The organism is Marmoricola endophyticus, assembly GCF_014644415.1.
Lineage (GTDB): Bacteria > Actinomycetota > Actinomycetes > Propionibacteriales > Nocardioidaceae > Marmoricola > Marmoricola endophyticus.
The window spans coordinates 400,569-422,343 of the sequence record NZ_BMKQ01000001.1 but is presented as its reverse complement, the minus strand read 5'-3'; the positions used below and the strand labels follow the sequence as shown (position 1 = coordinate 422,343).

Annotated in this window: 20 protein-coding genes and 2 pseudogenes; 15 read left to right on the top strand and 7 right to left on the bottom strand. The window is 73.3% G+C overall.

Annotation, left to right across the window (positions count from 1 at the left end):
• The 4 genes from IEX42_RS02090 (at position 1) to IEX42_RS02075 (ending at position 6,837) form a co-directional block, all read left to right on the top strand.
• Complete coding sequence (locus tag IEX42_RS02090; protein ID WP_229660516.1) at positions 1 to 2,349, top strand: malto-oligosyltrehalose synthase; 2,349 nt, start codon at positions 1 to 3, stop codon at positions 2,347 to 2,349.
• Positions 2,350 to 2,387: 38 nt separating this feature from the next.
• A complete protein-coding gene (gene treZ, locus IEX42_RS02085) occupies positions 2,388 to 4,121 on the top strand; it encodes a malto-oligosyltrehalose trehalohydrolase (RefSeq protein ID WP_229660515.1) in 1,734 nt (577 codons plus the stop codon).
• Between the two features lie 114 nt (positions 4,122 to 4,235).
• Positions 4,236 to 5,186, top strand: coding sequence for a class II glutamine amidotransferase (locus IEX42_RS02080; RefSeq protein ID WP_188777802.1), 951 nt, complete (start codon positions 4,236 to 4,238; stop codon positions 5,184 to 5,186).
• Between the two features lie 286 nt (positions 5,187 to 5,472).
• On the top strand, positions 5,473 to 6,837 hold the full coding sequence (locus IEX42_RS02075) for a Tim44 domain-containing protein (RefSeq protein WP_188777800.1): 1,365 nt from the start codon (positions 5,473 to 5,475) through the stop codon (positions 6,835 to 6,837).
• An 18-nt stretch (positions 6,838 to 6,855) separates the two neighbouring features.
• Here IEX42_RS02075 and IEX42_RS02070 read toward each other — a convergent pair whose 3' ends face one another.
• A complete protein-coding gene (locus IEX42_RS02070) occupies positions 6,856 to 7,644 on the bottom strand; it encodes a hypothetical protein (protein WP_188777798.1) in 789 nt (262 codons plus the stop codon).
• Positions 7,641 to 8,306 (bottom strand): helix-turn-helix domain-containing protein, encoded by a 666-nt coding sequence (locus IEX42_RS02065; protein ID WP_188777797.1) that lies wholly within the window; start codon positions 8,304 to 8,306, stop codon positions 7,641 to 7,643. Before IEX42_RS02065 ends, IEX42_RS02070 begins: the two co-directional genes overlap by 4 nt.
• 238 nt (positions 8,307 to 8,544) lie before the next feature.
• On the opposite strand from IEX42_RS02065, the gene IEX42_RS02060 reads away from it, so the two are divergent.
• From IEX42_RS02060 to IEX42_RS02040, 5 genes and pseudogenes are all read left to right on the top strand, one after another.
• On the top strand, positions 8,545 to 10,326 hold the full coding sequence (locus IEX42_RS02060) for a serine hydrolase domain-containing protein (RefSeq protein ID WP_229660514.1): 1,782 nt from the start codon (positions 8,545 to 8,547) through the stop codon (positions 10,324 to 10,326).
• Between the two features lie 308 nt (positions 10,327 to 10,634).
• Entirely contained in the window at positions 10,635 to 11,210 is a 576-nt protein-coding gene (locus tag IEX42_RS02055; protein ID WP_188777795.1) for a GIY-YIG nuclease family protein, read from the top strand.
• A 39-nt stretch (positions 11,211 to 11,249) separates the two neighbouring features.
• Positions 11,250 to 11,405, top strand: a pseudogene (locus IEX42_RS02050) (type II toxin-antitoxin system Phd/YefM family antitoxin); the annotation flags it as partial.
• A 58-nt stretch (positions 11,406 to 11,463) separates the two neighbouring features.
• A pseudogene (locus IEX42_RS02045) lies at positions 11,464 to 11,670 on the top strand (Txe/YoeB family addiction module toxin); the annotation flags it as partial.
• A gap of 10 nt (positions 11,671 to 11,680) precedes the next feature.
• Positions 11,681 to 12,175 carry a hypothetical protein gene (locus IEX42_RS02040; protein ID WP_188777793.1) on the top strand — a complete coding sequence of 165 codons (495 nt, stop codon included), beginning with the start codon at positions 11,681 to 11,683 and terminating at the stop codon, positions 12,173 to 12,175.
• Here IEX42_RS02040 and IEX42_RS02035 read toward each other — a convergent pair.
• Positions 12,148 to 13,746 (bottom strand): ABC-F family ATP-binding cassette domain-containing protein, encoded by a 1,599-nt coding sequence (locus tag IEX42_RS02035; RefSeq protein WP_188777791.1) that lies wholly within the window; start codon positions 13,744 to 13,746, stop codon positions 12,148 to 12,150. The two genes, IEX42_RS02040 and IEX42_RS02035, sit on opposite strands and share 28 nt — an antisense overlap.
• Positions 13,747 to 13,915: 169 nt before the next feature.
• Between IEX42_RS02035 and ypfJ the strand changes: the two genes are divergently transcribed.
• The 6 genes from ypfJ to IEX42_RS02005 all read left to right on the top strand — a co-directional run bounded on the left by ypfJ (position 13,916) and on the right by IEX42_RS02005 (position 18,963).
• The gene (ypfJ, locus tag IEX42_RS02030; protein WP_188777789.1) at positions 13,916 to 14,854 is read left to right on the top strand and encodes a KPN_02809 family neutral zinc metallopeptidase; all 939 of its coding nucleotides are present in this window, start codon (positions 13,916 to 13,918) and stop codon (positions 14,852 to 14,854) included.
• Between the two features lie 6 nt (positions 14,855 to 14,860).
• A complete protein-coding gene (locus IEX42_RS02025; RefSeq protein WP_188777787.1) occupies positions 14,861 to 15,448 on the top strand; it encodes a biotin transporter BioY in 588 nt (195 codons plus the stop codon).
• Between the two features lie 70 nt (positions 15,449 to 15,518).
• Positions 15,519 to 16,400 (top strand): class I adenylate-forming enzyme family protein, encoded by an 882-nt coding sequence (locus IEX42_RS02020; protein WP_188777785.1) that lies wholly within the window; start codon positions 15,519 to 15,521, stop codon positions 16,398 to 16,400.
• Between the two features lie 12 nt (positions 16,401 to 16,412).
• Positions 16,413 to 17,504: a thiolase family protein gene (locus IEX42_RS02015; protein WP_188777783.1), complete on the top strand. Its 1,092-nt coding sequence runs from the start codon at positions 16,413 to 16,415 to the stop codon at positions 17,502 to 17,504.
• Positions 17,505 to 17,674: 170 nt separating this feature from the next.
• Complete coding sequence (locus IEX42_RS02010) at positions 17,675 to 18,361, top strand: energy-coupling factor ABC transporter ATP-binding protein (protein ID WP_188777781.1); 687 nt, start codon at positions 17,675 to 17,677, stop codon at positions 18,359 to 18,361.
• Positions 18,358 to 18,963, top strand: a complete 606-nt coding sequence (locus tag IEX42_RS02005; RefSeq protein ID WP_188777780.1) for an energy-coupling factor transporter transmembrane component T family protein — start codon at positions 18,358 to 18,360, stop codon at positions 18,961 to 18,963. The genes IEX42_RS02010 and IEX42_RS02005 overlap by 4 nt, the downstream gene beginning before the upstream one ends.
• A gap of 44 nt (positions 18,964 to 19,007) precedes the next feature.
• Here the strand turns inward: IEX42_RS02005 and IEX42_RS02000 are convergent, their stop codons facing one another.
• From IEX42_RS02000 to IEX42_RS01985, 4 genes are read right to left on the bottom strand one after another with little or no spacing between them, the layout of a single operon-like run.
• Positions 19,008 to 19,889 (bottom strand): phosphotransferase family protein, encoded by an 882-nt coding sequence (locus IEX42_RS02000; protein ID WP_188777778.1) that lies wholly within the window; start codon positions 19,887 to 19,889, stop codon positions 19,008 to 19,010.
• A complete protein-coding gene (locus IEX42_RS01995; protein WP_188777776.1) occupies positions 19,886 to 20,503 on the bottom strand; it encodes an acVLRF1 family peptidyl-tRNA hydrolase in 618 nt (205 codons plus the stop codon). Before IEX42_RS01995 ends, IEX42_RS02000 begins: the two co-directional genes overlap by 4 nt.
• A 3-nt stretch (positions 20,504 to 20,506) precedes the next feature.
• Complete coding sequence (locus IEX42_RS01990; RefSeq protein WP_188777774.1) at positions 20,507 to 21,082, bottom strand: NYN domain-containing protein; 576 nt, start codon at positions 21,080 to 21,082, stop codon at positions 20,507 to 20,509.
• 38 nt (positions 21,083 to 21,120) lie between these two features.
• Positions 21,121 to 21,594 carry an ASCH domain-containing protein gene (locus tag IEX42_RS01985; RefSeq protein ID WP_188777772.1) on the bottom strand — a complete coding sequence of 158 codons (474 nt, stop codon included), beginning with the start codon at positions 21,592 to 21,594 and terminating at the stop codon, positions 21,121 to 21,123.
• Between the last annotated feature and the right edge of the window lie 181 nt (positions 21,595 to 21,775).

Here is a 21,775-nt window from a genome sequence, read left to right as displayed (position 1 = left end):
GTGACGTCGCCCGGCCGAGCCCCGACCAGCACCTACCGGCTGCAGATCACGGCGTCGTTCGACCTCGACGCCGCGACCGACGTCCTGCCCTACCTGCACGACCTCGGCGTCGGGTGGGTCTACCTCTCCCCCCTGCTGCGCGCCGAGCCGGGAAGCGACCACGGGTACGACGTCGTCGACCACGCTCTCGTGGACCCGTCGCGCGGCGGTGCGGATGGACTCGAACGACTCTCTGCCGAGGCGCACCGGCTCGGCATGGGGGTGCTGGTCGACCTCGTCCCGAACCACATGGGCGTCGCCTCGCCGGACGTGAACGCGGCGTGGTGGGACCTGCTCGAGCACGGGCCGGCCTCGGCGTACGCCGACTGGTTCGACGTGGACTGGGGGGCCGGCGGGGGCAAGGTCCTCGTGCCGGTCGTCGGCGAGGGCGACGAGGGCTCGATCGAGGTCGGGCCGACCGGGGTGACCTACCACGAGCACCGGTTCCCGCTGGCCCCCGGGACGTCGACGCTCGCCGCGCAGCACTACGCGCTGGTGGACTGGCGCCGCGGCGACGCCGAGCTGAACTACCGGCGCTTCTTCACCGTCACGACGCTGGCGGGACTGCGGGTCGAGGACCCGGTGGTCTTCGACGCCACGCACGCCGAGGTGCGTCGCTGGTTCGACGAGGGTCTCGTCGACGGGCTGCGGATCGACCACCCCGACGGCCTGCGCGACCCCGCGGGATACCTGGACCGGCTCGCCGAACTCACGGGGTCCTCGTACACGCTCGTGGAGAAGATCCTCGAGCCCGGTGAGGAGCTCGAGCGCGGCTGGGCGACCGACGGCACCACCGGGTACGACGTCCTCGGCCTGATCGACCGCGTCCTGACCGACCCGGCCGGTGTCCCCGCGCTCGAGCGTCTCGACGCCTCGCTGCGTGCGAGGTCGAGTGCGGTGACCAGCGGGCGGTCGAGCCCGACCGAGCCCCGGCGAGGGAGGACGTCGAGACCCGGTGAGCCGACCGCCGACCGTGACCGCCTCGGCGCGACCGCTCGCTGGAGCGACCTGGTCCACGCCCGCAAGCGGCACGTCGCCGACACCGCGCTCCTGGCCGAGACCCGGAGGATCGTGCGGGAGCTGCCGGACGGGCTCGCGGACCACGACGTCCTCACCGACGCCGTCGCCGAGGTGCTGACCAGCTTCCCGGTGTACCGCTCGTACCTCCCCGCCGGCCGCGCGCACCTCGACACCGCACTCGCGCTGGCAGAGCAGGCTCGTCCCGAGCTCGCCGAGACCCTCGCCGCTCTCGCTGCGGTGCTCGCCGACCCGGCGCAGCCCGCCGCGCTGCGGTTCCAGCAGACCAGCGGGATGGTGATGGCGAAGGGCGTCGAGGACAGCGCGTTCTACCGCTGGTCCGCGCTCACCTCGCTGACCGAGGTGGGCGGTGACCCCTCGCAGCTCTCGCTGACGCCCGCGGGCCTCCACGCGCAGATGGCCCGGCGTCAGGCCGAGTGGCCGGACGCGATGACGGCGCTGTCCACCCACGACACCAAGCGCAGCGAGGACGTCCGCGCCCGGATCGCGGTGCTCGCCGAGACACCCGAGACCTGGGAGTCTGCGCTGACCCGGTTGCTGGAGCTCGCACCCCTGCCGGGCCCGGGATTCGGCAACCTGCTCTGGCAGGCGGCGTACGGCGCGTGGCCGCTGTCGCGCGAGCGCCTGCACGCCTACGCGGAGAAGGCGATGCGCGAGGCCGCCGAGGTGACGACCTGGACCGACGTCGACGAGGAGTACGAGGACACCGTCCACGCCGCGGTCGACGCGGCGTACGACGTCCCCGAGGTCACTGCGGTGCTCGACGACCTCCTGAGGCGCCTCGGCCCTGCCGGTGAGAGCAACGCGCTGGCCGCCAAGCTGCTGTGCCTGACCCTGCCCGGCGTGCCGGACGTCTACCAGGGCTCCGAGCTCGGCGACCTCTCGCTGGTCGACCCGGACAACCGGCGCCCGGTCGACTTCGCCGCGGCGGCCACCGCCCTCGCGGCCGGCGAGAACACCAAGCAGCGGGTCGCGGCAGCCGCGCTCCGCCTGCGGCGCGACCGACCGGACCTGCTCAGCGGCTACTCCCCCGTCGCCGCCACCGGTGCGGCCGCTGACCACCTCGTCGGCTTCGACCGCGGCGGGCTGATCACTCTGGTGACCCGGCTGCCACTCGGGCTGGCCGCGGTGGGCGGCTGGGGTGACACGGCGGTCGACCTGCCGGACGGGACCTGGCGCGACGCGCTCGGCGGGGCTGTCGTCTCCGGCTCGGCCCGCGTCACGGACGTGCTCGGCGACTCGCCCGTCGCCCTGCTGGTGCGGGAGTCGTGATGGCTCCCCCTTCGACAGGCTCAGGACACAGGTTCGCGGTGTGGGCACCGACGCCGTCGCGGGTGCGGCTGCAGCTCGACGACGCCGTTCTCGACATGACGCGGACGGACGACGGCTGGTGGGTGCCGGACGGGCCGCTGCCCGAGGGCGAGGTGTCGTACGGCTACCTCGTCGACGACGACCCGACGCCCAAGCCGGACCCGCGCTCGCGGCGGCAGCCCGACGGCGTGCACGGCCTCTCCCGCACCTGGGACCCCGGCGCGTTCTCCTGGACCGACGGCACCTGGACCGGGCGTCAGCTCGCCGGCTCGGTGGTCTACGAGATGCACGTCGGCACCTTCACGCCGGAGGGCACGCTCGACGCGGCGATCGAGCGGCTGCCGCACCTGCGCTCGATCGGTGTGGACCTGGTCGAGGTGATGCCGGTGAACGCGTTCAACGGCACCTGGGGCTGGGGGTACGACGGCGTCGCGTGGTTCGCCGTGCACGAGGCGTACGGCGGACCCGCGGCGTACCAGCGCTTCGTCGACGCCGCGCACGCGGCCGGGATCGGCGTCGTGCAGGACGTGGTCTACAACCACCTGGGTCCCTCGGGGAACTACCTGCCGGTCTTCGGACCGTACCTCAAGGCCGAGGGCTCCAACCCGTGGGGCTCGTCGGTCAACCTCGACGGCGAGGGGTCGCCGGAGGTGCGGCGCTACGTGCTGGACAACCTCGCGACGTGGTTCGAGGACATGCACGTCGACGCGCTCCGGCTCGACGCCGTGCACGCGCTCGAGGACACCTCCCCGGTGCACCTCCTCGAGGAGATGGCGGTCGAGACCGCCGCCCGCTCGGCGCACCTGGGGCGCCCGCTCACGCTGATCGCGGAGTCGGACATGAACGACACCCGTCTGGTGACCCCTCGGGAGGCCGGTGGCCAGGGCGTCGACGCGCAGTGGAGCGACGACTTCCACCACGCCGTCCACGTGGCGCTGACCGGCGAGATCAGCGGCTACTACGCCGACTTCGCACCGCTCACCGCCCTGGCGAAGGTCTGCGAGCGGGGGTTCTTCCACGACGGCACGTGGTCGTCCTTCCGCGGGCGACGGCACGGGCGTCCGGTGGACACCGCGGCGATGCCGACGTGGCGGCTCGTGGTGTGCAGCCAGAACCACGACCAGGTCGGCAACCGCGCCCGCGGTGACCGCCCGGCGCTCGACGAGGACCAGCAGGGCGTCGCCGCGATGCTGACCCTGTGCGGACCGTTCACGCCGATGCTCTTCCAGGGCGAGGAGTGGGGCGCGTCGACGCCGTTCGCGTTCTTCTCCAGCCACCCCGAGCCCGAGCTCGCCAAGGCCACCGCGGAGGGCAGGGTCCGCGAGTTCGCCCGGATGGGCTGGGACCCCGCCGAGGTGCTCGACCCGCAGGACCCGGCGACGTACGAGTGCTCCCGGCTGGACTGGGACGAGTGTGCGTCGGGTCGGCACGCGCGGCTGCTGGCGCTCTACCGCGAGCTCGCCGCGCTGCGGCGCCGCCTGCCCGCCCTGACCGACCCGGCCTTCACCTCGGTCTCCTGCGAGGTCGACGAGACCGCGCGGCTGTTCCGGATGAGGCGCCGTGACGTCGAGCTGGTGGTCAACCTGAGCGACGCCCCCGCGAGCGTCGCCGCGCACGGTGAGGTGCTGGTGGCGACGTACGCCGGCGACGCGCTGAGCGGTACGACGCTCACCGGCTCGGTCGACCTGCCGCCGCACGTCGGCGTGGTGCTGGCGACGCCCGCCAGGCCCTAGGGTGACGACGGCCGGCGCCGCCGCTGCCGGCCCAGGCTCCGCGCAGGACCACACGAGCCCCTGTGCCACCACTACCACCCTGCGGACCGTGGGTCCGTCAGTGAGGGGAACCGCATGTGCCGCGTCCTTGCCTACATCGGGCCCGAGATCCCGCTGGAGAGCCTGCTGCTGAAGCCGGACAACAGCCTGGTCAACCAGACCCTCGACCCCGAGCGGCACCCGCTGCTCCAGCTGGCCGGCTGGGGGTTCGGCGCGTGGGGCGAGCACCTGCTCAAGCCCGACGAGCCGCTGATCTACCGCCGGCCGATGGCGGCGTTCTACGACGACAACGCCGACAGCCTGATCCCGAGCCTGCAGGCCAGCACGCTGCTCGCCCACGTCCGGGCGGCGGCGTACGACGCGAGCACGGTGCTGGTGGACGAGAACTGCCACCCGTTCTCCTACCGGGGCACCCCGTGGATCGTCGCCCAGAACGGCGACCTGCCGAGCTGGAAGCTGTTGCAGCGCGAGCTGCTGGCGCACTGCACGGACGAGTACCTCTCCCAGATGCGCGGCAACACCGACACCGAGCTCCTCTACGTCCTGCTCCTCTCGCTGCTGGAGGGTGACGGCGACGAGGACGTGCAGCGCGCCTTCGAGCGGATGCTCGCGCTCGTCGTCGAGGCGATGGAGAAGCTCGACCTCGTCGCGCTGGTCAAGCTCAAGATGGCGCTGGTCGCGCCGGGCCGGATCGTCGGCGTCAACGTCGGGGCCGGCCACCACGGCGAGACGTGGCCCGAGGGCGACTGGCAGCAGCTGCGGAAGTCCGGCCCCGGCACCGACGACTTCTCGCTGTCGATGCTGCTGGAGCCGATGTACATGCTGTCGGGCCGCAACTTCGAGGACTACGAGTCGTCGTACGACGTGGACGTCACACCCGTCGAGGAGGCGACCTCCGTCGTCTTCGCCTCCGAGCCGCTCACCGAGGAGTGCGAGGACTGGACTGAGCTGGAGTACGGCCACATCGTCTTCCTCGCCCGCGACGGCGACACCATCACCCGGACGGTCAGGAGGCTCGACGTCTGAGCGTTCGGCGGTGGTCGAGCAGCGAGCGCCAGCGAGCGCGTCGAGACCCGGTGACATGCGTCGTACAGCGACGCCGGCCGCGGTGGCCGCTCGGCCGCGGGGGTCTCGATGTCTTCGCTGGCTGCGCTCGCGTCGGGCTCGACCTCCGGAGGTGGTGCTCGCGCGACACCCTCCACGAGGGTGCGCTTGGTTGGTCGATCGCGCCATGATGGTGCTCGGACCTGGACACCAGGTGCGAGAGCGCCTCGGCTCCTGAGGCGCCACCGACGCTCGGAAGGTCCCGCCCATGAGCACACCCCGCAAGCCCCGCAACCGGCTGGTCGTGCCCGCCGTACTCGCGCTGGCGCTGAGTGCCGTGACCGTGCTGTTCTCGGCGACGGCGGCATCGGCCCGTGGTGGTGGCGGTGGTGGCGGCTTCGGTGGTGGCGGCGGCTTCCGGGGTGGCGGAGGCGGGTTCGGTCGCGGAGGCGGGGGCTTCGTCTTCTTCGGCAGCGGTGGAGGAGGCGGTGGCGGCGTCGGTCTCATCATCATCATCGTGCTGGTCGTGGCCTTCCTGCTGCTGCGCGCCTGGGCGTCCAACCGCCAGGCGAGGACGACGATGAACACCACGAGTGATCGCAAGGCGCACCGCGCCGACCGGCAGGCCGAGGACCGTGCGCGCTCCGTCGAGGCTCAGGTCGCCGCGCTCGCCGACACGGACGGCACGTTCGACCTCGAGGCGCTCAAGCTGCGCGCCACCGACCTGTACGTCACCGCGCAGCGCGCGTGGACGGCAGGCGACCAGGCGACGCTCGACACGATCCTGTCCCCCGTGGTCTACCGCAAGTGGACCGAGCAGCTGGCCTACTACGTCGGCCGCGGCGAGACCAACGTCGTCGAGATCGTCGACGGGCCCCACCTGCGCCTGGTCAACGTGGCCAACCGCGCCGGCGAGGAGAACGACACCGTCACCTTCCGCATCACCGCGACGCTCCACGACTACGTGACCAGCCGGCGCACCGGCCAGGTGATGACGCGCAAGGACCGTTCGACGCGTCCCGTCGAGTACTGGACGCTCCGCAAGGGCGGGCCGCGCGGCTGGACCGTGGCGGGGATCGAGCAGGCCGAGGACGGGCACCACCACCTCACCGATGCGGTCGAGACCGACGCGTGGAACCAGAAGGCCGTCGCCCGCGACGCAACGCTCGACGTCGCCGAGCGCACCTCCGTCGTCCCGGCCGGGACCGACGTGCTGTCGCTGACCAACGTCTCCTGGGCCGACGCCGCCGACCAGGCCGCCGGCGACCTGAGCCTGGTCGACGCCCGCTTCGACAAGTCCGTGCTCGAGGTGGCGGTCACCGCCTTCCTCGAGGAGTGGGCGATGAACGACGGCAGCCTCGACTTCACCGCCGTCCGCACGCCGAACCGCACCGTCATGCGCACCGCCACGGTCAGCGCCGTCGAGGTGCGCGAGCTGGTCTCCCGCGACCCGATCACGTTCCGCGTGGCCGTCGCCGCGCACGGCATCTACTACGAGGTCGACCGCAGGACCGAGGAGGTGCTCGTCGGCGACCCCCGCAAGGACCGCGACGTGCCGTTCGTCTTCACGCTGCGCCTCGACGACGATGCCGCGCGCGGCTGGACGGTCACGGCGGTCGAGAGCCCGCACTGAGCGGAGCAGGTCGGCGGGTCAGCCGACCGGTGCCGTGAGGACCCGGAGCGCGGCCTCGGCGTCGGACCGCGCGGGACCGGGCAGGGCCCGCCAGGCCGGGTGCTGCGGGGGCAGCGCCTCGACCAGCGACGCCAGGCGCCGACGGTCGGACCCGGCGAAGGCGTCCCGCTCGGCGAACGGGTCCTCGACGCAGGCGAGCAGCGCCACGGCGTCGTACAGGTGCCGGTCCCGGTCTCGGGAGTCGGTGGTGAACGCCGCGGACTTCAGGATCAGGGCGCCGAGGGGCTGCGGCACCGAGACCGTCGTGACCGCACCGGGCACGATCTCGAGCCGGGCGTTGCACGTGCGTCGCAGGGCCTGGGTGCCGCCCTCCACGCGCACCATGACGCGCCCGCGGAGCGTCTCCACCACCCTCGGTGGGGCGTGCTCGGCGACGAGCACGTCGACCACCTCGGGCTCGGTCGCGCCGGCGACCAGGTCGACCGCGCTGTCCCCGCGGACGAACCGGTGGGCGGTGCTGTCCCGCGGGTCGAACGAGTCCAGCAGCCGGTAGCCGATGCCTTCCAGCGCTGCTGCCGTCTGCGCCGGGACGCCGCGGCTGGTCTCGATGTGCAGCACGATGTCGACGTCGTTGGTGGCGCGTACGACGCCGAGCCCACGGTGGATCGAGTGCAGCTGGGTCATCAGCCCACCGACGAGGGTCCACCGGTCCGACGGCAGCACCGAGGCGATCTCCGCGACCCCGGGCCACGGCGCCGGCCAGCCGCCCGCCGCCGGCGCGACGTCGATCGTCGGTCGCGAGCTCACCGTGCGCCCTCGAGCACACCGGTCAAGACCCGCTCCCCCACCCCGCGCTCGCGCGGGTCCAGCGAGGTCGCGGCGTCGAGCGCGGCGAGCACCGGCCCGTCGGCCAGCCGCGCCACCGCGTCGAGGTCGAAGGCGGTCGCGCGCAGCGTGATCGCTCCGACGGGGTCCTCGCGCAGCCCGAAGGAGGCGGCCGTGGCGTCGAGCGCCGCGGCGTCGAGGTAGCCGTCGACCCAGTCGACGTCGCCTGCCGTCAGGCCCAGCGTCGCCCGGTCGGCCACGACGAGACGGTCGGCGAGGCGTCGTACGGCCGAGGAGTGCCCCGTGAACGTGCGTACGACGGCACGGCCGCGGGTGCGGGCCACCAGCTCGGCCGGGTCGGCGGTGTCGCGCAGCGCCGCCCGCAGCCGTGACGTCTGGCTGGCGCCGAGCCAGTCGACGCGCGCGCCGGAGAGCAGCGCGACCGCGGCCCACGCCGTGCTCTCGGCCCACGCGCGGGTGCGACCGGTGGGGTGCGCGGCGAGGTGGCGGTCGAGTGATGTGGCGTCCACGAGACCGCGCGCGACCCGGGTGAGGTCGCCGGTGTCGAGCAGCTGCTGGACCCGGCGCCGGGTCATGCCGAGCCGGCGGGCCGCCTCGTCGGTGGTGCAGAAGTCCGCGGACACGACAGATAGTTTCGCATTGGCGAAACAATCGGTCAATGAGCAGTCGCTCTCCGGTCCATCCCGCCGCCCCGGACGACGTCGGCACCGTGGTGGCCCACGAGCCGCCGCGGCTGACGTTGCTCGAGCACGCCGACGCGGGGCGTGCCTGCCCGGGTCGGGCGGGTCGGGTGCTGCCCTTGCCGAGGACGACCGTCAAGAGGTAAGACAGACTGACCATTCCTGCTCGGGAAGGACCTCCGTGCCCCGTCTCGCCGCACCGCTCGCCCTGGCCGTCGCCGCGTCCGCGCTCGTCGCCGTCCCCACCGCCGACGCGGCCACGGCTCCCCCGTCCGTCACCACCACCGACGCCGGCGGGCGCAGCCTGCACCAGATGCTCGGCGCCCACCCCGGGCGGACGCTGCGCGAGGGCACCCCGCACCAGGCCGGGCTGCTGGCGTCGTACGCCGACCGCGTCGTCACCGACGCCGCGGCCGGCGTGGACCAGGGGCTCTACCCCAGCGAGTCCGTGATCACCGGGCGGCACGGCGTCGTGGCCGAGCAGGGCGCGGCCGGCATGGCGCTGGAGTACGCCGACCGCGACGGCACGGAGCTGCCGCAGGACCAGCAGATCCCCGCCACCGAGAGCACGATCTACGACCTCGCGTCGCTCTCGAAGCTGTTCACCTCGGTGGTCGCCGTCCAGCAGCTGCAGGCCGGGCGTCTCCAGCTGGACCGCACCGTCGCGTCGTACCTCCCGGCGTTCGGCAACCACGGCAAGGACACGATCACCGTCCGCCAGCTGCTCACGCACACCTCCGGCCTGCGGCCGGACCCGGAGCCCGGGCTGTGGACGTACGACACGATGGCGCAGCGTCGCGCGGCGATCCTCACCGAGACGCCTGCCGCGGCGCCGGGGTCGACCTACACCTACTCCGACCTCAACATGATGAGCCTGCAGCTGCTGCTCGAGAAGGTGACCGGCACTCCGCTGGAGACGCTGGTCCACGACGGGATCACCGGACCGCTCGGGATGCGCGACACCGGCTACAACCCGCCCGCGAGCGAGAAGCGCCGGATCGCGGCGACGGAGTTCGAGGACGGGTCGTACGACAGCGGCGAGACCCCCGGCCCGGACCGCGGGCTGGTGTGGGGGCAGGTGCACGACGAGAACGCGTGGGCGCTCGGCGGCGTCTCCGGCCACGCCGGGGTGTTCTCCACCGCGCACGACCTCGCGATCCTGGCGCAGACGATGCTCAACGGCGGGCAGTACGGCCGTACCCGGATCCTGCAGCAGCGGTGGGTCGAGGCGCTGATGACGAACGAGAACTCGGAGTTCCCCGGCGACAGCCACGGGCTCGGCTTCGAGCTCCACCAGTACTTCTACATGGGCGCGATGGCCACGCCGTTCACGGCAGGGCACACCGGCTACACCGGCACCTCGTTCGTCGTCGACCCGACGACCGACAGCTTCGCGATCCTGCTGACCAACCGCGTGCACCCGAACCGCGACGGCGCCTCGACCAACCCCGCCCGCCGGGCCGTCACCGGCGACATGGCGCGAGCCGTCGCCGTACGCCCCGTGGCGGGCAAGGACGCGTGGTTCGCCGGCTTCGCCGACGCCACCACCGCGACGCTGTCGACCACCGTCGACCTGCCGGCCGGTCGGCCGGCGTCGCTCACCTGGGCGAGCTGGTACGACACCGAGCCGGACGCCGACACGTTCTCGCTGCAGGCCTCCACCGACGGCGGCGCGACCTGGACGCCGGTCCCGTTCCGTCTCGACGGGCGCGGTGTGCACGTCGACACGAAGGGCACGGTGTCCGGGTACGAAGGCCGTCAGTGGCTGCGCGCCAGCGCCGACCTGTCCTCACTGTCCGGCCCGGTACGGCTGCGCTGGGTCTCGACGACCGACACGCTGCAGCACGGCCGAGGGGTGTACGTCGACCGCGTGCAGGTCCGCTCGGGGCGGCGACTGGTGCTCGACGGCGAGCACTCCCCCGGCCGGCTCGTCGGCGACGGCTGGACCCGCGCCCGCGACTAGCTGGGGAGGCCGAGCAGCGAGCGCGTCGAGACCCGGTGAGACGACCGCTGGTCAGCACCACGGTGGTCGAGCAACGACCGAGCGCCAGCGAGGGAGTGCCCGTCGAGACCCGGTGAGCCTGCCGCCATCCCGCCACCACAATGGTCGAGCTCGTCGAGACCCGCAGAGGTCAGCGGCGACCGTCACCACGGTGGTCGAGCAACGACCGAGCGCCAGCGAGGGAGTGCCCGTCGAGACCCGGTGAGCCTGCCGCCATCCCGCCACCACGGTGGTCGAGCTTGTCGAGACCCAATGAGACGATCACAACCATGGTCGATGACGTCGTCGCCGATGCACTCGCCTCCCTGGCCGGCGTCCGGCGCTCGAGGGAGTCCGCAGTCGAGCTGGTGCCGCGAGCTCCTGGCCTCTACGCGTTCCACGGTGACGAGGAGGCGTGGTCGATCCTCGATCTTCGTCCTGTGTTCGACGGACAGCCTCTGTACGTCGGCAAGGCCGAGCGGAGCCTGCAGAGCCGCGACGTGATGACTCACTTCGGCACTGGCCGCACCGGCTCATCAACTCTGCGACGCAGCCTCGCTGCTCTGCTCGAAACTCCTCTTCAGCTGGCTGCTGTGCCTCGAAACCTGTCCAGCCCGGACAGGAGCGCCAACTTCGCCTTGGACAAGGGCAGCGACGAGCGCTTGAGCGCGTGGATGGATCAGCGGCTCTCACTCTCGACCTGGACCAAGCCCGAGGGGGTCGTTCTGGACCACATCGAGACCCAGGTGCTCGGCCGACTGCGCCCTCCGCTCAACCTCGGCAAGGTCAAGGAGTCGAGGACCCGGCTTCGCGCGGCGCGGCGACGCATGGCCGATGCGGCGCGATCGTGGCGGGCTGGCGACTGAACCCCGTCCGGAAGCCCGGATCTCGACGACCGCGAGGAGGTCGTCATCACCCGCGCCGGCCACGACCCGGTCGTCATCGTCACGCTCGACGACGTCGAGTCGCTGCGTGAGACGGCCTACCTGATGCGCTACCCCGCCAACGCCCGCCGCCTTCTCGATGCGATGGAGCGTCTGCAACGCGGCGACGGCGAGTAGGGCCGTGCTGCTGGTCTGGGACCCGCACGCGTGGGAGGACTAGGTCTGGTGGCAGACCCAGGACCGCAAGGTGCTCAAGCGCATCAACCTCTTGGTGCAGGACGTCGTTCGCCACGGGAACGGCGGCATCGGCAAACCCGAACCGCCCGAGCACGACGTCGCCGGCTACTGGTCGCGACGGATCACGGACGAGCACCGGCTGGTCCACAAGCTCACCGACGACGCCGTACGCATAGCCGCTTGTCGTTACCACTACGGCCAGTGAGGGTGGGCCGGTGATTCGCGAGCGGCTCGAGCGGGACGTCCCGCTCCTGGTCCAGGTGCTCGAGGCGATCGACGAGACCCGGACCGTGGACTGGCTGGTCGGCCCGGCGGAGCGCTCGTGGGTCTTCGACCAGGCACCGGTGACCGTCGCACCGACCCGCAACGTCATCGGGCACGTCCAGGTGTGTCGCGCCGACCGCCTCGAGGCGGCGAGCGGCGTCGTACCTTCTCGAACGGGAGAGGACCGCTGTCTCGTGGTCGGTCGTCTGTTCGTCCGACCGGGCGCGGCCGCCGGCAACATCGCGCGGTTCCTGTTGCGCGAGTCCGTCCGCTTCGTTCATGCCCAGGGCTGCGCCGCCATCCTCGAGCCGTGGAGCCGCGAGGCACTTCCCGGCGGGGCGGCGGCTCGTTCCGGGTTCAGCGAGGTGACGACCGGCGACGGCGCGGTGCTCGTCTCCGCGCCACCGACAGCCCAGCCTCAGGCCAGCGACACCAGGTCCGCGTAGTCGGCGGTCCACAGGTCCTCGGTGCCGTCGGGGAGGATCAGCACCCGGTCCGGCTCGAGGGCGTGGACGGCTCCCTCGTCGTGGGTGACGAGGACGATCGCGCCGGCGTACGAGCGGATCGCGGCGAGCACCTCCTCGCGCGACGCGGGGTCGAGGTTGTTGGTCGGCTCGTCGAGGAGCAGCACGTTGGCGGCCGAGACGACGAGGATCGCCAGCGCGAGGCGGGTCTTCTCGCCGCCGGAGAGGACCCCGGCGGGCTTGTGGGCGTCGTCGCCGGAGAACAGGAACGAGCCGAGCACGCTGCGGGCCTCGGTGTCGGTGAGCTGCGGAGCCGCGGACTGCATGTTCTCCAGCACCGTGCGCCCGACGTCGAGCGTCTCGTGCTCCTGGGCGTAGTAACCGATCTTGAGGCCGTGGCCGGGGTCGACCTGGCCGGTGTCCGGGCGGTCGACGCCGGCGAGGATCCGCAGCAGCGTCGTCTTCCCGGCGCCGTTCAGGCCGAGGATGACCACCCTGCTGCCCTTGTCGACCGCGAGGTCGACACCGGTGAAGATCTCCAGCGAGCCGTACGCCTTCGACAGGTCCGAGGCGGCCAGCGGCGTCTTGCCGCACGGGGCGGGTGCCGGGAAGGCGATCTTCGCGACCCGGTCGGCCGCCCGCTCCCCCTCGACGCCGGCCATCAGCTTCTCGGCCCGCTTGAGCATCGACTGCGCGGCCTGGGCCTTGGTCGCCTTCGCGCGCATCTTGTTGGCCTGGTCGGTGAGCGTCTTCGCCTTGTTCTCGGCGTTCATCCGCTCGCGTCGTCGCCGCTTCTCGTCGGTCTCGCGCTGGGTGAGGTAGCGCGACCAGCCCATGTTGTAGAGGTCGATCGTCGCGCGGTTCGCGTCCAGGTGCAGCACCTTGTTCACGACGGCGTCGAGCAGCCCGACATCGTGGCTGATCACCACCAGCCCGCCGGAGAACGCCCGCAGCCACTCGCGCAGCCAGACGATCGAGTCGGCGTCGAGGTGGTTGGTCGGCTCGTCGAGCAGCAGCACCTCGGCGTCGGAGAACAGGATCCGAGCCAGCTCGACCCGGCGCCTCTGGCCACCCGACAGCGTCCGCAGCGGCTGGCCGAGCAGCCTCTCCTCGATGCCCAGGGACGCGGCGATCCGAGCGGCCTCGGACTCCGCGGCGTACCCGCCGTTCGCGTGCAGCTCGGCGTCGGCGCTGCTCCACCGGCGCATCGCCTTCTCGGCGACGGCCGGGTCCTCGCTGGCCATCTTCTCCTCGGCGTCGCGCAGTCGGCGAACGACGGCGTCCAGGCCGCGGGCCGCGAGGATCCGGTCGCGCGCCAGGACCTCGAGGTCGCCGGTGCGGGGGTCCTGCGGCAGGTAGCCGATGGTCCCGCCGTTGCTCACCCGACCGGACGCGGGCTGGCCGTCACCGGCGAGGATCTTGGTCAGCGTCGTCTTGCCGGCGCCGTTCCGCCCGACCAGGCCGACCCGGTCACCGGCACCGACCTTGAAGCTGACGTCCTCCATCAGCAGACGCGCGCCGGCGCGCACCTCGAGCTGCTGGACGGTGATCACGAGCGGGCCTCCTGGCGATGGTGAGACGTGGCGCACAGGGTCCGACCCGGACGCACGAACGGTCAGCCTCGAGGGCTGACCGTGACAGGCGTCGCAGGCACCTGCGCGCGACGACTCCACTACTGTACCGGTGGATCACTGACCTGCTGCCCGCCGGCGAGGAGACACCGTGCGCTTCAACCCGAAGGCCCGCCTCGACTCCTCGCAGATCGAGGACCGCACCGGCGGTGGCGGCGGCTCGCGCGGGGGCACGTCGCTCCCGATCAAGGCCGGCGGAGGCATAGGCGGGCTGGTCCTGGTGATCGCCCTCGCGATCTTCGCCCCCGACCTGCTCGACGGCTCCGGTACGACCAGCTCCGACTCCTCGCAGGGTCAGAGCCAGACGCAGGGCAGCGGCGACTTCGCCGCCTGCGAGCGCGACGCCGACCTCGCGAACTCCACCCGCGAGTGCCGGCTGGTCGCGATCACCAACGCGGTCCAGGCGTACTGGGCCGACGCGTACCCCCAGCAGACCGGCAACCGCTACCAGGAGATCCGCACGGTGCCGTTCTCCCAGGCGGTCACCACGGGCGGCTGCGGGCAGGCGACGTCCGACACCGGCCCCTTCTACTGCCCGCGCGACCAGCGGGTCTACCTCGACCTCACGTTCTTCGACACGGTGCTGCGCCAGCTCGGCGGCAACGACACCGCCTTCACCGAGGCGTACGTCGTCGCGCACGAGTACGGCCACCACATCGAGAACCTGATGGGCGTCCTCGGCCGGGTGCGCAGCCGCAGCGGCCCGAACTCCGACTCGGTGAAGCTGGAGACGATGGCCGACTGCCTGGCCGGCGTCTGGACGCGGAGCGCTGCCACCGTGAAGGACGCCGACGGCAACACCTTCATCTCCGACCTGACCCGCGACGACATCGACGAGGGCATCGACGCGGCCAAGGTCGTCGGCGACGACTCCATCCAGGAGCGCACCCAGGGACGGATCAACCCCGAGGGCTGGACCCACGGCTCGTCGCGGCAGCGGATCGCCGCCTTCGACGTCGGCCTGAACCGCGGCACCATCGAGGCCTGCAACTTCTTCCGTGCCGGCAACCGCAACTACCCCGAAGCCTGAGGCGCCGTGCAACGCTCGACCTCCCGTGACCTGGCGCTGATCGCCACCTTCGCCGCCGTCGTGGCCGCGCTCGGGGTGATCCCCGCGGTCTACCCGTTCGGCGGCGCCGTACCGATCACGGCCCAGTCGCTGGGGATCATGCTGTGCGGCTCGATCCTCGGCGCCCGCCGCGGCGCGGGTGCGGTGCTGCTGATGCTCGCGCTCGTCGCGCTGGGGCTGCCGCTGCTGGCCGGTGGTCGAGGTGGTCTCGGCGTCTTCGCCGGGCCGAGCGTCGGCTACCTGGTCGGTTGGCCCGTGGCGGCGTACGTCATCGGCTGGCTCACCGAGCGGGGCGGAGCGCCGTACCGGCTGGCCTGGGGACTCGGTGCCAACGTCGTGGGCGGCATCGTGGTGCTCTACGCGCTCGGGATCCTCGGCACCGCGTGGCGCGCCGACCTCTCGCTCACCGCGGCTGCTGTCGGGTCGGCGCTGTTCCTGCTCGGTGACGTCGTGAAGGTGGTCATCGCCGCCGTGGTCGCGCGCGGCGTCCACCAGGCCTACCCCGGGCTCCTGCGGCGGCGCACCGTACCGGACGAGACCCCTGTCCGCGCCTGAGCCGGTCCGCCCGCTGGAGGCGCCGGACCCCGTCGCCGCCGTGCTCGCGGCCCACCAGGACGGTCAGGACGTGGCGCTGCCGACCTCCGGCACGACCGGGGCGGCCGGCGAGGTCGTCCGTACGACGGCGTCGTGGTGGTCCTCGTTCGCGGCGTACGCCGACCTCAGCGGCGTCCGCCCCGGCGACCGGGTCTGGGTGCCTGGCCCGCTCGCCTCGACGATGAACCTCTTCGCGGCGGTGCACGCCCGGGCGACCGGAGCTCGTCTCTGCGACGCTCCGGCCTCCCGTGCGGTGCTCACGCCCGCGCTGCTCGAGCGGCACCTCGACGAGCTGCGGCCCGGCACCCGCGTCGTCGTCGCCGGTGACGCGCTCTCCCCCGCGCTGTCGGCCCGCGCGGCGGCGGTCGGTGTCGAGACCGCGCACTACTACGGTGCCGCCGAGCTGTCCTTCGTCGCCTGCGGGCGCGACGCCGCCTCCCTGCGGGCGTTCCCCGGGGCCGAGGTCGCGGTGGTGGACGGGGTGGTGTGGGTGCGGTCGGCGTACGTCGCCCGCTCCGGGCCGGCCCTGCGACGACGCGACGACTGGGCGAGCGTCGGCGACCTCGGAACGTACGACGGCACGACGCTGTCGGTGACCGGTCGCCCCGAGGCGATCACCACTGCGGGCGCGACCGTCGTGCTCTCCGAGGTCGAGGCGGCGCTGGCCGGCCGTGCGACCTGCTTCGCCGTGCCCTGGGACGGACTGGGCGCGATCCTCGGCGCCGCGGTGCCACCCGAGGACGACGCAGCGGTCCGCGCGTCGGCCGGCGCCCTCCCGCCGGCCTGGCGACCGCGGCTGTGGCTGTGCGTCGACGAGCCGCCGCTGACCGTGGCCGGCAAGATCGACCGCGCGGCGCTCACCAGGCGCTGGCAGGCAGCGCACCCCGGGCACGGTGCGACGGGGCGGGTGTAGTTGGCTCCGCCCATGACCGGGGTCCGCATCGTCGCCGCGCTGCGTACCCCGATCGGGACCGCGGGCCACGGGCTCGCGGACGTGGACGCCGCCGCGCTCGCCGCCCCGGTCCTCGCGCGACTCGCGGACGTCACCGGCCCCCCGGGCGAGGTGGTGCTCGGCAACTGCACCGGTCCGGGCGGCGACGTCGCGCGGGTGGCGTCGCTGGCGGCCGGTCTCGGCGTCGGCACCCCTGCGCTCACCGTCGACCGCCAGTGCGGCAGCGGCCTCGCGGCGATCGACGTCGGCTGCGCCCTGGTCGCCCGGTCCGGTCGCCCGGTGCTCGCGGGAGGGGTCGAGTCGGCGTCGACCGCACCGACGAGGACCGGCGCGGACGGGAGGGCGTACGACCGCGCGCCGTTCGCGCCGGCGCCGTACGACGACCCCGACATGGGCCTCGCCGCGGATCTGCTCGCCGAGGAGCAGCGGATCGACAGGCAGGCGCAGGACGAGTACGCCGCCCGCTCGCACGCCCGCGCCGTCGAGGCCTGGGCGAACGGGGCCTTCGACGACGAGGTCGTACCCATCGGCGGGCTCGTGCGTGACGAGCGACCCCGGGGCGGGATGACCGCAGACCGGCTCGCTCGCCTGCGCCCGGCCTTCCGCACGGGCGGCACCGTCACGGCAGGCAGCTCCTGCGGGATCAACGACGGCGCCGCCGCGGTCGCCCTGGTCCCCGACGCCGGTGCTGGTCCCGGGCTCCGCGTCCTGGCCACCGCGACCTCCGGGGTCGACCCCGCCCGCCCCGGGATCGGCCTGGTGCCTGCGGTGCAGGAGGCCCTCTCCCTCGCCGGCCTGACCCTCGACGACATCGACGTGGTCGAGCTCAACGAGGCCTTCGCCGGGCAGGTGCTCGCCTGCTGCTCGGTCCTCGGGCTGGACCCCGTCCGCGTGTGCCCGGAAGGCGGAGCGCTGGCGCTGGGCCACCCGTGGGGGGCCAGCGGTGCGGTCCTCGTCGTACGACTCTGGCACCAGCTGCTGCGAGGCCCCGGTCGCTACGGGCTCGCCGGCATCGCCGTCGGCGGCGGCCAGGGCGTCGCCATGGTGGTCGAGGCGCTCCCGTGACCTGCTGGCGGGCGGCACCTTCCCGTTGAGTGGTGCCTCGCACAGGTACGAGTGGTGCCTTCTGCAGGCAGAACGCCCGCGTGAGGCACCACTCGATCCTGTAGAGCGCGCCACTCGGCCCTGCAGGTGGGCGGCGTACGACCGCACGCGGCGCTGACTACGCTCGGTCGGTGCCGACGATCGAGCTGGACGGGGTCTCCCACGCCTACGACAACCGTCGCGTGCTCGACGACGTCAGCGTGACGCTGACCGAGCACCGCATCGGCGTCGTCGGCGCCAACGGTTCCGGCAAGTCGACGCTGGCCAGGCTGCTCAACGGTCTCGTGCACCCGTCCTCGGGGTCGGTCCGCGTCGACGGGCTCGATCCCGTGACGCAGGGGCGGGAGGTCCGCCGACTGGTCGGGTTCTGCTTCACGGACCCCGACGCGCAGATCGTGATGCCGACCGTCGCCGAGGACCTCGCCTTCGGTCTGCGCCGTCACCGGCTCTCCCGCGAGGAGACCGCCGAGCGCGTCGAGGAGTGGCTCGGGTTCGCCGGCCTCGCCGCGCACCGCGACCACCCGGCGCACCTGCTCTCCGGAGGGCAGAAGCAGCTGCTCGCGCTCGCCGCCGTGCTGATCACCCGACCCGAGATCGTCGTGATGGACGAGCCGACCACTCTCCTCGACCTGGCCAACGCGCGTCGGGTCGCCGAGCGGGTCGCCGGGCTCCCGCAGCAGGTGGTCCTCGTGACCCACCAGCTGGACCTGCTCGCACCCTTCGACCGGGTGCTCGTCGTCGACCGCGGGCACGTCGTCGCCGACGCGGCACCCGCGGAGGCCGTGTCGACGTACCGACAGCTGATGGAGGGCCGGTGAGGACCACTCTCGGGCTCTACCGTCCTGGCACGTCGGTGCTCCACCGGCTGCCGGCCGGCGCGAAGCTCGCGACCCTGGTCGTCGCCGGCGTCGTCTCGATCTTCCTGCGCACGCCGTGGTCGGTGGGAGGGGCACTCGTCGTCACGCTCGCCCTCTACGCCGCCGCCGGTCTCGGACCGCTCGTGCTCTGGCGACAGGTACGTCCGCTGCTGTGGCTGCTGGTCGTGCTCGCGGCCTTCCACCTCCTGGTCTCCGGGTGGCAGCGGGCCGTCGTGGTCGTCGGCGTGATCCTCGTCCTCGTGCTGCTGGCTGCCCTCGTCACGCTCACGACGCGGACCACCGAGCTCGTCGACGTCGTCGTCCGCGTCGCCCGGCCGCTGCGACGCATCGGCGTCGACCCCGAGCGGGTGGGCCTGCTGCTCGGCCTGGGCATCCGCTCCGTCCCGGTGGTCGTGGGACTGGCCGGCGAGGTCCGGGAGGCCCAGCTCGCGCGGGGGCTGGGCAGCTCGCCGCGCGCCTTCGCCGTGCCGCTCCTCGTACGCACGCTGCGCCACGCCGACCGCCTCGGTGACGCACTTGCCGCCCGTGGTGTCGACGACTGACTCGTCGGGGCGTCAGCGCCCTCAGCGCGCCCGCACGCGCCGGGTCAGAGGAGGGTCTCGAGGTACGGGTACAGCCGCTGCAGGCCGCGGATCGACGGGGCGACGGACGGGTGCCGGAACTTGCCGGCCAGGGCGCCGGGCCCGCGGGCGGCGGAGGCGAGCACCTGCTCGGTCCGGGTGATCGCGGTGTAGCAGGCGGTCACCACGGCACCGGTGCGCGCCTGGGCTGCGTCCAGGCCGGCGGGGGCGACGTACGCCTGCAGCAGCGTGTCCAGGTCCTCCCGGCAGGACAGAGCGAGGTACCCGAGGTCGGCGCCGACGGCGGCCGACCCCGCACAGGCCCAGTCCACGGCGATGACGTCGTCGCCGGAGCGTCCGCGCAGGTTCGCCGGCGTGGGGTCGCCGTGCCCGGGCACCTGCGGAAGCCCGGAGAGCAGGTCGAGGTGGTGGCGACGTCGCGCCCACAGCCGGTCGGCCACGTCGGCCAGCGGGGTCCGCGCCAGGGTCGGCCAGCCGTCGCGCTCGGCTACCGCGTCCAGCCGGTCGGCCAGCACCGTCCGTGCCCACCACGGTCGGGGGCGTACCGGTGCGGCCGCGAGCCGGCCGAGGGCCCTCGCCAGCGACGGGCCGGTGCCCGGGACGGCCGGCACCGCCTCGGTCCGCAGCACGACGCCCCGGTCATCCTCGGAGGCGTCGAGCAGCCGTGCCGAGCGCACGCCGGGGGTGTCGGCGAACTCGCCGTCGAGGAGTACGTCCGCCTCGCGCCGCCACCACGCCACGTGCGCCGGTCGGGACCGCTCGGCCGGGTCGCCGGACACCGGGGCGACCAGACGCTTCACGACGGCGTCGGTGCCGTCGGCGAACACCTCCGACCCGCTCCGTCCGCCGGCGAGCCGCTCCCACCCCGCGTCGGCGTCCCAGCTCACGACGCCACCTCGGCGTTGTCGACGACGACCCGGACGGCACACGCGTCACGTACCGACCGCTCCAGCACGTCGCGACGCGGGTCGGGCACCGCCAGCCACGGGGGTACGACGACGTGGGCGGGCAGCGACACCAGCACGGCGTCGACCGCCTCCCGGTCCCCTCCGGTCACCAGCGCGGTGAGCGGCCGGTCCCCCAGCACGCGTGCCGCGTGCCCCGCGGCCGCCTCGAAGGCCTCGCGCGCCTGGTTGGCCCGCCGACGCGCGAACCGCTGCTGGCTCTGGCCACCGGCCTTCGTCCGCCCCTGCACGTGGCGCCGGCCCACCTTCGAGTCGGTGACCTCCGCACCGCGCAGCCGGGCGACCGCGAAGCCACCACGTCGAACCAGCAGGACGCCCCAGTGGTCGGGCGGGAGCACGCCGGAGAGGAAGCCGTCGCGGTCGGGCGGACCGTCGTAGCCCCGGCCGAACGGCAGCCGCCAGGCGTACGACGCCCCGTCCTCGGCCGTCCCCTGCAGCGCGCCGTCCGCGACCCTCAGCGAGGTCGGACCGTGGCGGGACTCGAAGTTCTCCGCCCAGCGCGGCAGGCGCACCGGTGGCACGAGGAGGTCGGCCACGGGCTAGAGGTAGACCAGCGGGTCGAACTCCTCGATCGGCACCACCCGCAGCCGCGGCAACGGCTGGTTGAAGGCGCCGACCTCGTGCTCGAGGTCGATGATCTCCAGGTCGGGGACCCTGCGCAGCGCGCCGCTGACCAGCTCCGGGAACGCGAGCAGCCCGAGCCGTCGGCCGGCGTCGTCCTCGGCGAGAGCGTCCATCTGCGGGGCGAAGTCGCCGTCGTGGCTGGCCAGCACCACGTCGGCGTCCCTGTCCAGCAGGGCCTCCAGCGTCTGCTGGATCGCGACGTCGACGATCTTCACGTCCGGCGGACCGCTCAGCGGCACCGGGCGGTAGCCGGTGGCCATCAGCGCCTGCACGAAGGACATCGGCATCTCGCCGTTGACCGCCAGGAAGAACAGCCCGACGACGTCCTGGCCCCAGCGCTCCTTCAGGTGTGCGATCGGGCGCTCCCAGCGCGGACGGTCCTCGGGCTGCGGCCGGCGACGGAGGATCGTGGTCCCCAGCGTCGCGTCGATGTTCTCCCCGTCGACGAGGAGGTACGTCGTCCGCTCACCCGGGTGCGACTGGTCGCTCATGGGGCGACCCTAGTGTCCGAGGCTCCGCGCGGAGCGCATCACGGCTCGGTGTGCAGCACCTCGAAGCGCTCGACGACCACGGGCATCTGCCGCGAGAAGCCCCGGTCGTGGCACGCGACGTCGGTGAAGAAGCGCTGGTGGACCTCGCGCCAGTACGCGAGCGAGCGGTCCCCCTCCCCCTCGAGACGGGCGTGCTCCTCGTCGACCTCGTCGAAGGGCAGCACCTCGACGGCGGTCACCCTGAGCAGCGCCCGCGGGCGGCCGGCTCCGTCGAGCGCGATCGAGAGGTCGCCCGGGCGTGGGACCGCCTCACCCTCGGCCTCGTAGTCCCACAGCGCTCCGGCCGTCGCCGTCTTGGTCCCGTTCAGCACGAGGGCCAGCAGTGCGTCGGCCTGTGCCGCACCGGATCCGAACGCCCAGGCCTCGGGCGCACTGGTCGTGGCGAGGCCGCAGGCCGCCCGGGCGCGCCGCCAGAACGCCTCGACGGCGTCGGGGTCCGCAGGGTCGGTCACCACGGCACCGTACGGCGCTCGCCTGCGGAGGTCTCGACGTCCTCCCTCGCTGGCGCTCGGTCGGGCTCGACCACCTCGTACCCGGCTGGTCGAGCAGCGAGCGTCAGCGAGCGCGTCGAGACCCGGCGACGTGCGCACGGGCCGCCTGACGGAGGTCTCGACGTCCTCCCTCGCTGGCGCT